The organism is Faecalibacter rhinopitheci, assembly GCF_015234135.1.
Classification (GTDB): domain Bacteria; phylum Bacteroidota; class Bacteroidia; order Flavobacteriales; family Weeksellaceae; genus Empedobacter; species Empedobacter rhinopitheci.
Genome location: NZ_JADGIK010000042.1, coordinates 1 through 687, shown reverse-complemented (window position 1 = coordinate 687; position 687 = coordinate 1). Strand labels below are relative to the sequence as shown.

1 protein-coding gene is annotated in these 687 nt (G+C 25.8%); it reads left to right on the top strand.

Going from position 1 to position 687, the window contains the following annotated elements; all coding sequences use genetic code 11:
• Positions 1–49: 49 nt before the first annotated feature.
• Positions 50–496 carry a hypothetical protein gene (locus tag IM532_RS13630; RefSeq protein ID WP_194184042.1) on the top strand — a complete coding sequence of 149 codons (447 nt, stop codon included), beginning with the start codon at positions 50–52 and terminating at the stop codon, positions 494–496.
• The last annotated feature ends 191 nt before the right edge of the window (positions 497–687 follow it).

Below are 687 nucleotides of genomic sequence, written 5' to 3'. Positions count from 1 at the left end.
TACGACATTTAAAAAATCGACCTAGAATAACTTCTTAAAATTATAGAATATGAAAAAACTATTATTAACTTTTATATTATCAATTTTCACTTTTTCTTGCGCTTCGAGAAATTATAATAATGTCGAGAAAATTCATTTTTATGATAAAATTGGTAACAAAATCGAATTATCTAATATATATGATATTCTCAATAATCAATTAAAAGAACAAAATATAAATGGTAAAATAATTAAGTCTCAGATCAAAGAATTTAAAAACGATAAATCAAGAAAGATTGTATTGATTGGAATTTCTAAGGAAAACAATTTAAATATAGGAGCAGAATTATCAAATTTCAAAAAAGGATTCAAATTAAATAATTATTTTACTATTTGTAATAATTGCCAAACAGAAAACAAAGAAATAAATATTGATTACAAAGATGACAATTTGATATGTAAATCAAAGATAAACTCAAATTGTGTAAAACATTCAATTGCAATAATAGATAATTAAAAACGTCGTACAACAAAGTATTTCGCGAAAAACGGGCTGATAGTAAACTTTCATCCCATCTTTTTCCGCTCGCAAAATTGCTTTTCTAAAAACTTAAGCCTAAATTAGTTTTAGCCAAGCAATTTGCTTGAACGGACGAAATTGAGCTTTCGCTCAAATTCTCTCCCGTTCTTCGCAAATACTCGGCTCGT

Bases quoted from the DNA above. Each gene is read 5' to 3' on its own strand.
- IM532_RS13630 (WP_194184042.1), top strand. From the start codon at position 50: ATGAAAAAACTATTATTAACTTTTATATTATCAATTTTCACTTTTTCT.